The sequence below is a fragment of the Streptosporangium sp. NPDC023963 genome (genome assembly GCF_040639135.1).
Taxonomy (GTDB): domain Bacteria; phylum Actinomycetota; class Actinomycetes; order Streptosporangiales; family Streptosporangiaceae; genus Streptosporangium.
In genome coordinates, this window is sequence record NZ_JBEZZK010000036.1 from 1 (window position 1) to 9,647 (window position 9,647).

Consider the following 9,647-nt stretch of genomic DNA (forward strand, 5'->3'; position numbering starts at 1 on the left):
CCGGAGCCGGGCCGGCCGTATCTGCCGTTCGCCTGGAACGGGGTGTCGGTCCACGCGGTCGGCGCCACCACCCTGCGCGTCAGAGCGACCAGGAACACCAACGCGGGAATCACCGGTATCACGCTGAACATCGCCGACGGCAGCGGTACCCCCGTGGCCGACATCGAGGCGCTCATCGTGCGCCCCCTGTCGACGGCCAACCTGACCACCGGTCTGAACTTCCTGCACCAGGTGAACTGGACGCCGCTTCAGGTCGCGTCCGGTGTGGACGGGGGTTCGGACCTGGTCGATCTGGCTGTGGTGCGGGGGGTGGTCGCGGAGGGTGCGGTGGTGCCCGAGGCGGTGGTGTATGAGGTGGTCTCGCCGGTGGCCGGTGTGCTGGGGGCGGTGCGTGAGTCGGCGGCCGAGGTGCTGGGTGTGGTGCAGGGGTGGCTGGCTGAGGAGCGGTTCGCGTCCTCGCGGCTGGTGGTGGTGACGCGGGGTGCGGTGGCGGTGGCCGGGGCCGAGGGTGTGGATCTCGGTGTGGCCGGGGTGTGGGGTGTGGTGCGGGCGGCCGAGGCGGAGAATCCGGGCCGGTTCGTGCTGGTGGATGTGGATGCGGGTGAGGAGTCGTGGCGGGCTCTGGGTGCGGTGGTGGCGTCGCAGGAGCCGGAGGCCGCGATTCGCGCCGGCGAGGTGTGGGTGCCGCGTCTGGCGCGTGTGGCCGCGCGGGAAGATGGGCGTCTGGAGTTCGGCCCGGAGGGCACGGTGCTGGTCACCGGCGGCACGGGTGGCCTGGGCGCGCTGGTGGCCAAACACCTGGCCGCCACCTACCAGGTCAAGCACCTGCTGCTGGCCAGCCGGCGCGGCGAGCAGGCTCCAGGCGTCGCCGACCTGGTGGCGGAACTGTGGGAACTGGGCGCCACGGTCACGGTCGCGGCCTGCGACGTCGGCGACCGGGACGCGCTGGCCGAGCTGATCGCGGGCATTCCGGCGGAGTGTCCGCTCAAGGGTGTGGTGCACGCGGCGGGGGTGGCCGACAACGGGTTGGTCGGTTCGCTGACCGCGGAGCGGTTCGACGGGGTTCTGGGTCCGAAGGCGGATGCGGCCTGGCATCTGCACGAGCTGACGGCGGAGCTGGATCTGTCGGCGTTCGTGTTGTTCTCCTCGGCCGGTGGGTTGGTGCTGGCGGCCGGGCAGGCGAGTTACGCGGCGGCGAACGTGTTCCTGGACGCGCTGGCGGCGCATCGTCGTTCGGCCGGGTTGGTGGCGACGTCGCTGGCTTACGGGCTGTGGGATGCCGACACCGGGTTGAGCGGCTGGTTGACCGAGGCCGACCGGGAGCGGATGCGCAGGCAGGGCCTACCGGCGCTGTCGGTGGACGAAGGTCTGACGTCGTTCGACGCGGGTCTGGTCTCGGACGCGGCGACACTGGTGCCGCTGCGGGTGGATGCGACGGCGCTGCGGACGCGGGACGAGAGGCTGCCGGCGTTGTTGCGCGGCCTGGTGCGTGGCCCGGTGCGGCGTGCGGTGCGGTCGGGTGGTTCGGCGCTGGTGCAGCGGCTGGCCGGGGTGGATGAGGCCCGGCGTCGCGAGGTGGTGCTGGAGGTGGTTCGCCAGGAAGTGGCGACGGTGCTGGGGCACGCCTCGGCGACCGCGGTCCAGGCGGACCGGGCTTTCCAGGAGCTGGGTTTCGACTCCCTGACCGCGGTCGAGCTGCGCAACCGGTTGATGACGGTCTCCGGGCTGCGGCTGCCCGCCACGCTCGTCTTCGACTACCCGACCGCCCAGGCGGTGGCCGATCACCTGGTGACCGAACTCGGCGGAGCCACCTCGGCGGCCGGAGAGGTCACCGTGGCCAGGGCGGCGGTCGACGACGAGCCGATCGCGATCGTGGGGATGGCCTGCCGCTACCCCGGCGGGGTGTCCTCGCCCGAAGGTCTGTGGGATCTGGTGTCGGCCGGTACGGACGCCATCGGCGAATTCCCCACCGACCGCGGCTGGGACCTGGACAAGCTGTACGACCCGGACCCCGAGGCCCACGGCACCTCCTACGTACGGCACGGTGGTTTCCTGGGAGAGGCCGCCGAGTTCGACCCGGGCTTCTTCGGGATCAGCCCGCGTGAGGCCCTCGCGATGGACCCGCAGCAGCGGCTGCTGCTGGAGACCTCGTGGGAGGCGGTCGAGCGGGCCGGAATTCGCCTGAACCACCTGCGAGGAAGCCGTACGGGCGTGTTCGCCGGCGTGATGTACCACGACTACGCGAGCCAGCTCACCTCCATACCGGAGGAGCTGGAGGGCCTGATCGGCACCGGCAACTCCGGCAGCGTCGCCTCCGGGCGGGTGTCCTACACCTTCGGGTTCGAGGGACCCGCGATGACCGTGGACACCGCGTGCTCGTCGTCGCTGGTCGCGCTGCACCTGGCCGTGCAGGCGCTCCGGAGCGGCGAGTGCGACCTGGCCCTGGCCGGTGGCGTGACCGTGATGGCGACCCCGGGCACGTTCGTCGAGTTCTGCCGGCAGGGCGCCCTGTCTGTGGACGGCCGGTGCAAGGCGTTCTCGGCGGACGCCGACGGCGCGGGCTGGAGCGAGGGCGTGGGCATGCTGCTCGTCGAGCGGCTGTCGGACGCCCGGCGCAACGGCCACCGGGTCCTCGCGGTCGTACGGGGCAGCGCGGTCAACCAGGACGGCGCGAGCAACGGCCTGACGGCGCCGAACGGTCCCTCGCAGCAGCGGGTGATCCGCCAGGCGCTGTCCAACGCGAACCTCTCGCCCGCCGACGTCGACGTGGTCGAGGCGCACGGCACCGGAACGCCGCTCGGTGACCCGATCGAGGCGCAGGCGCTGATGGCCACCTACGGCCAGGACCGCCCGGAGGACCGGCCGCTGTGGCTGGGCTCCATCAAGTCGAACATCGGTCACGCCCAGGCCGCCGCGGGAGCGGCCGGGGTCATCAAGATGGTGATGGCCCTGCGGCACGGCGTACTGCCGCAGACCCTGCACGCGGGCGAGCCGAGCCCGCACGTGGACTGGTCGGACGGCGCCGTGGAACTGCTGACCGAGGCCCGCTCCTGGAACTCCGAGGATCACCCGCGCCGGGCCGCGGTCTCCTCCTTCGGAGTCAGCGGTACGAACGCGCACGTGATCATCGAGGAGGCTCCCGCTCAGGAGACGGTCGAGGCCGAGGCGCCCGTCGAACTGCCGGTGGTGCCGTGGGTGCTGTCGGCGAAGACGGGTGAGGCACTCAGAGCACAGGCCGAGCGCCTCGGGACGTGGGTGGAAGCGGGAACCGACGCCGACGCCGACGTCGCCCACTCCCTGGCGTCCTCCAGGTCGGTGTTCGACCACCGCGCGGTGGTCATGGGCGCGGATCGAGGTGAGCTCCTCGCCGGTACGGCGACGCTGGCCTCGGGCGGCGTCAGCGCCGGAGTGGTGACCGGTGCGCCCGGCTCGGGCGGTAAGACGGTGTTCGTCTTCCCCGGTCAGGGGTCGCAGTGGCTGGGCATGGGGGTTGAGCTGCTGGAGTCGTCTGCGGTGTTCGCGGCGCGGATGGCCGAGTGTGAGGCGGCGCTGGCGGAGTTCGTGGACTGGTCGCTGACCGGGGTGTTGCGGGCCGAGGAAGGCCAGCCGGGTTTTGACCGGGTGGATGTGGTCCAGCCGGTGTTGTGGGCGGTGATGGTCTCGCTCGCGCAGGTGTGGCGTTCGCTCGGGGTGGAGCCCGCAGCGGTGATCGGTCACTCGCAGGGTGAGATCGCGGCCGCGGTGGTGGCCGGTGCGCTGTCCCTGGAGGACGGTGCGCGGGTGGTGGCGTTGCGCAGCCGGGCGATCGTGGCGCTGGCGGGTCAGGGCGGGATGGTGTCGGTTCCGCTGCCCTCGGCCGAGGTGGCCGGGCGGCTGGCCGGGCTGGACGGGCGGGTGTCGATCGCGGCGATCAACGGTCCTGCCTCGACGGTGATCTCCGGTGATGTGGACGCGCTGGACGGGCTGCTCGCGGAGTACGAGCTGGCGGGGGTGCGAGCCAAGCGCATCGAGGTGGACTACGCCTCGCACTCGGCGTACGTGGCCGCGATCGAGGACGAGCTCGCCACGCTGCTGGCTCCGGTGGCGCCGCGTATCGGTCGTACCCCGTGGTATTCGACGGTGCGGGGGTGCTGGCTGGAGGGTGTGGAGGCCGGTGGCGCGTACTGGTACGAGAATCTGCGCGAGACGGTGGGGTTCGGTCCGGCGGTGGAGGCGCTGGCGGGCGAGGGGTTCCGGTTCTTCGTGGAGTGCAGCGCGCATCCGGTGTTGCGGATCGGGGTGCTGGAGAGTGTGGAGGCGGCCGGACTCGCGGACGCCTGCGTGGTGGTGGGCACGCTGCGGCGTGATGACGGCGGGCCGCGCCGGTTGTGGACGAGCGCGGCCGAGCTGTGGGTACGCGGCGGCGATGTCGACTGGGAGCGGGTCATCGCCCCGGCCCACCCCGGCGCCGTCGACCTGCCCACCTACGCCTTCCAGCACCAGCGCTACTGGCTGCTGGAGACGGGTGGCGCGGGCGACGCCGAGAGCCTCGGGCTCCGGGCCACCGGGCACCCGCTGCTCGGCGCGTCCACCGGGCTCGCGGAGAGCGGAGCGGCGGTGCTCACCGGACGCGTGTCGATCGCCACGCACCCGTGGCTGGCCGACCACACGGTCAACGGTCAGGTGCTGCTGCCCGGCACCGGCCTCGTGGAGCTGGCCGTACGGGCGGGCGACGAGGTCGGCTGCGACCTGCTGGAGGAGCTGACGCTGCAGGCGCCGCTGTTCCTGCCCGAGCGCGGGGCCGTCCAGCTCCAGGTGGCCGTCGGCGCGCCCGACGAGGACGGACGCCGGCAGCTGGGGATCTACTCCCGCCCGCACGACGCGCAGGACGAGCCCTGGACCCAGAACGCCGCGGGAATACTGGCCCGCGTCGGCGTGGTCGTACCGGAAGCCGAGGAGATCTGGCCCCCGGAGGGCGCGCAGGCCGTCGGCATGGACGGGCTGTACGACGACTTCGCCGCCATCGGCCTGGGCTACGGTCCCGCCTTCCGCGGGCTGCGGGCCGCGTGGCGCAAGGGCGACGAGGTCTTCGCCGAGCTGGCGCTGCCCGAGGACATGGCACGGGACGCCGCCAGATTCGGGTTGCACCCGGCGCTGTTCGACGTCGCCCTGCACGCCACCGCCCTCGGCGGGTTCACGACCGACTCCGAGCCGGGCCGGCCCTCCCTGCCGTTCGCCTGGAACGGGGTGGCGCTGCACGCCTCCGGAGCCACGAAGCTCCGTATCAGGATCTCGCTGATCGCCCAGGGCGCGGTCTCCCTCAAGCTGATGGACACCGCGGGCCTGCCCGTGGCGACGGTCGCGTCGCTGGCCGTACGCCCGGTCTCCATCGGTCAGCCGGAGGCCAACCGCACCGCAGGACTCAGGAACAAGCTGTTCCACGTCGAGTGGAGTGCGGCTCCGGCCGCTTCGGCCGGGGTGCCCGGGTGGGTGGTGGCCGGTTCGCTGGACGGTTCACCGGATGCCGAGATCGCGGAGTGTGTGCTGGTCGAGGTGTCGGCCGGGGTGCACGAGGCGTTGGGCGTGGTGCAGGGGTGGCTGGCCGAGGAGCGGTTCGCGTCCTCGCGGCTGGTGGTGGTGACGCGGGGCGCGGTGGCGGTCGCGGACGAGGCGCCGGATCCGGCGCAGGCGGCGGTGTGGGGTCTGGTGCGGGCGGCGCAGGCGGAGCAGCCGGGCCGGTTCGTGCTGCTGGACCTGGACACCGATTCCCTCGACGAGGGCACGATCGGTCGGGCGCTGGCCTCTGGTGAGGCGCAGGTCGCGGTGCGGGCCGGTGCGGTGTGGATGCCGCGGCTGGTGCGTACGGTGGTGGCGCCGGTCGAGGAGGAGCGTGCTCCGGTGTTCGGGCCGGAGGGCACGGTGCTGGTCACCGGCGGCACGGGTGGCCTGGGCGCGCTGGTGGCCAGGCACCTGGCCGCCACCTACCAGGTCAAGCACCTGCTGCTGGCCGGCCGACGCGGTGAGCGGGCCCCGGGCGTCGCCGACCTGGTGGCGGAACTGACCGAGCTGGGTGCTCAGGTAAGTGTCGCGGCGTGCGACGTGGGTGACCGGGAGGCACTGGCCGGGCTGATCGCGGCGATTCCGGCCGGGCAGCCGCTGAGCGGTGTGGTGCACGCGGCCGGTGTCCTGGACGACGGTGTGATCACCGCGCTGACGTCCGAGCGGCTGGACGGGGTCATGCGGCCCAAGGCCGACGCGGCCTGGTATCTCCACGAGCTGACCCGGGAGCTGGACCTGTCGGCGTTCGTCCTCTTCTCCTCGATGGCCGGGGTGCTGGGCGGTCCCGGGCAGGGCAACTACGCCGCGGCCAACGCCTTCCTCGACGCGCTGGCCGAGCACCGCAGGTCACAGGGCCTGGCGGGCACCTCGCTGGCCTGGGGCCTGTGGGCGATCGGCGGGCTGGCCGACCTGGACGAAGCCGACCTGCGGCGCCTCGCGCGCTCCGGTGTCGAACCGCTGACCGCCGAGGACGGCCTGACCCTCTTCGACGCCGCACTCGACACGGGACGGGCCACGCTGCTCCCGGCCCAGCTCAACTTCAAGGTCCTCAGTACTCACGCGGACTCGCTGCCACCGCTGCTGCGCGGCCTGGTGTCCGCTCCCGCCAGGCGGGTGGTGACGGCGGCCTCGGAGGCCGCGGCCACCCTGAAGCAGCAGCTGGCGAGCCTGCCCCCCGCCGGCCAGCGGGCCGTGCTGGAGGACCTGGTACGCGACCAGCTGGCCGTGGTCCTCGGATTCGCCGACGCGTCCGCGCTCGACGACGGCATCTCCTTCCAGGAGCTCGGCTTCGACTCGCTGATGGCGGTGGAGTTCCGCAACCGGCTCAGCCAGGTCACCGGAATGCGGCTGCCGGCCACGCTGATCTTCGACTATCCGACCCAGGCGGTGCTCGTCCCGTTCCTGTCCGGCGAGCTGCTCGGCAAGCGGGAGATCGCGGTCACCTCGCGGGTCTCGACCGGAGACGACGAGCCCATCGCGATCGTCGGCATGGCCTGCCGCTATCCCGGCGGGGTCGAATCGCCGGAGGACATGTGGCGGCTCGTGGCGCAGGCGGGTGACGCGGTGGGCGAGTTCCCCACCGACCGGGGCTGGGATCTGGAGAAGCTGTACGACCCGGACCCCGGCAACCGCGGCACCTCCTACGCCAGGCACGGCGGTTTCCTGTACGACGCCGCCGAGTTCGACCCCGGCTTCTTCGGGATCAGCCCGCGCGAGGCCGTCGCCATGGACCCGCAGCAGCGCCTGCTGCTGGAGAGCTCCTGGCAGGCGATCGAGCGTGCGGGAATCGACCCGCACGGCCTGCGCGGCAGCCGGACGGGCGTGTTCGCCGGGGTGATGTACCACGACTACGCGAGCCAGCTCTCCTCCGTACCGGAGGAGCTGGAGGGCCTGATCGGCACCGGCAACTCCGGCAGCGTCGCCTCCGGGCGGGTGTCCTACACCTTCGGGTTCGAGGGCCCCGCGATGACCGTGGACACCGCGTGCTCGTCGTCGCTGGTCGCGCTGCACCTGGCGGCGCAGGCGCTGCGCTCGGGCGACTGCGACCTGGCCCTGGCGGGCGGTGTGACGGTGATGGCCACCCCGTGGACGTTCATCGAGTTCGCCCGGCAGCGCAACCTCTCGCCGGACGGCCGCTGCCGGGCGTTCGCCCAGGCGGAAGGCGGCGTCGGCCTCTCGGAGGGCGTGGGCATGCTGCTCGTCGAGCGGCTGTCGGACGCGCGGCGCAACGGGCACCAGGTCCTCGCGGTCCTGCGGGGCAGCGCGGTCAACCAGGACGGCGCGAGCAACGGCCTGACGGCGCCGAACGGTCCCTCGCAGCAGCGGGTGATCCGCCAGGCGCTGTCCAACGCGAACCTCTCGCCCGCCGACGTCGACCTGGTCGAGGCGCACGGCACGGGAACGGTGCTGGGTGACCCGATCGAGGCGCAGGCGCTGATCGCCACCTACGGCCAGGACCGCCCGGAGGACCGGCCGCTGTGGCTGGGCTCCATCAAGTCGAACATCGGCCACGCGCAGGCGGCCGCGGGTGTGGCCGGTGTGATCAAGATGGTGATGGCGCTGCGCAACGGCGTCATGCCGCAGACCCTGCACGCCGAGGAGCGGTCGGAGCACATCGACTGGTCGGCGGGCGCGGTGGAGCTGCTGACCGAGGCCCGTCCCTGGGAGCCGGAGAACGGCCCGCGCCGGGCGGCGGTGTCCTCCTTCGGGATCAGCGGCACGAACGCGCACGTCGTCCTGGAGGAGTCTCCGGCCGAACCGGACAGGGAGCCGGGCGAGGCCCTGCCCGCCGTCCCGTGGCTGCTCTCCGGAAAGTCGGTGGCGGCGCTGCGGGCGCAGGCGCGGCGGCTCAGGTCCTGGATGCTGAAGCGGCCGGAGCTGGACGTGGCGGATGTCGGCTGGTCGCTGGCGACGGGCCGGGCGCTGCTGGAGCAGCGCGCGGCGGTGGTCGGCGCGGACCGTACCGGGTTGCTGGAGGCGCTGTCGGCACTGGCCGAGGGCGAGCCGGGCGAGTCGGTGGTCGAGTCCGGGCAGGTGCGCGGGCGAGCCAGGATGGCGATGCTGTTCGCCGGTCAGGGCAGCCAGCGGGTGGGGATGGGCCGTGAGCTGGCCTCCGCGTTCCCGGTGTTCGCCGAGGCGCTGGACGAGGTCTGCGCGCTGCTGCCGCACCCCGTGCGCCAGGTGATGTTCTCCGACCCCGACGGCGTGCTGGCCGAGACGGGGATGACCCAGCCGGCGCTGTTCGCCTTCGAGGTCGCTCTGTACCGGCTGCTCACCTCGCTGGGTGTGACCCCGGATGTGCTGGTGGGTCATTCGGTGGGGGAGATCGCGGCCGCTCACGTGGCCGGGGTGCTGTCGCTGCCCGACGCGTGTGCCCTGGTCACGGCTCGCGCCCGGTTGATGCAGGCCCTTCCGGAAGGCGGGGCGATGCTGGCCGTCGCCGCTCCCGAGGCGGAGATCCTTCCGCTGCTGGAAGGGCGCCAGGACATCGGCATCGCGGCGGTCAACGGGCCGGAGGCCGTGGTGATCTCCGGCAGTGAGAACGCGGTGGAGGAGATCGCCGCCCTGACGAGTGCCCGCACTCGCAGGCTGCGCGTCTCGCACGCGTTCCACTCGCCGTTGATGGAGCCGATGCTCGCCGAGTTCGAGCAGATCGTCTCCGGGTTGACCTTCAGTGAGCCGAGCATCCCGGTCGTGTCCAACGTGACGGGCCGGCCCGCCGAGCCCGGTCTGCTCACTGACCCGGCGTACTGGGTGCGGCACGTGCGCGAAGCGGTGCGGTTCGCCGATGGGGTGGCCGCCTGCCAGGCGAACGTGTTCGTGGAGATCGGCCCGGACACCACCCTGACCGCGCTGGCCCAGCAGAGCGTCGAGGACGGAACGTTCGTCGCGGTCGCGCGTAAGGACCGCGACGAGGTCCGGACGCTGGTCAGGGCGTTGGGGCAGCTGCAGGTCCGGGGCGTCACGGTCGACTGGGACACCTTCTTCGCTCCCGCCCGTCCGGCGCACGCCGACCTGCCGACGTATGCCTTCCAGCGTGAGCGGTTCTGGGTGGCGGCGCAGGTCGAGGCCGGGGACATGGACGCGGCCGGGTTGGAGGCGATCGATCA

General features: G+C 72.7%; 1 protein-coding gene. It reads left to right on the plus strand.

Annotated features, from left to right (window positions below):
• Positions 1–9,647 (plus strand): SDR family NAD(P)-dependent oxidoreductase (locus AB0F88_RS44145; protein WP_362698635.1); only part of this gene is annotated, 9,647 nt, incomplete at both ends.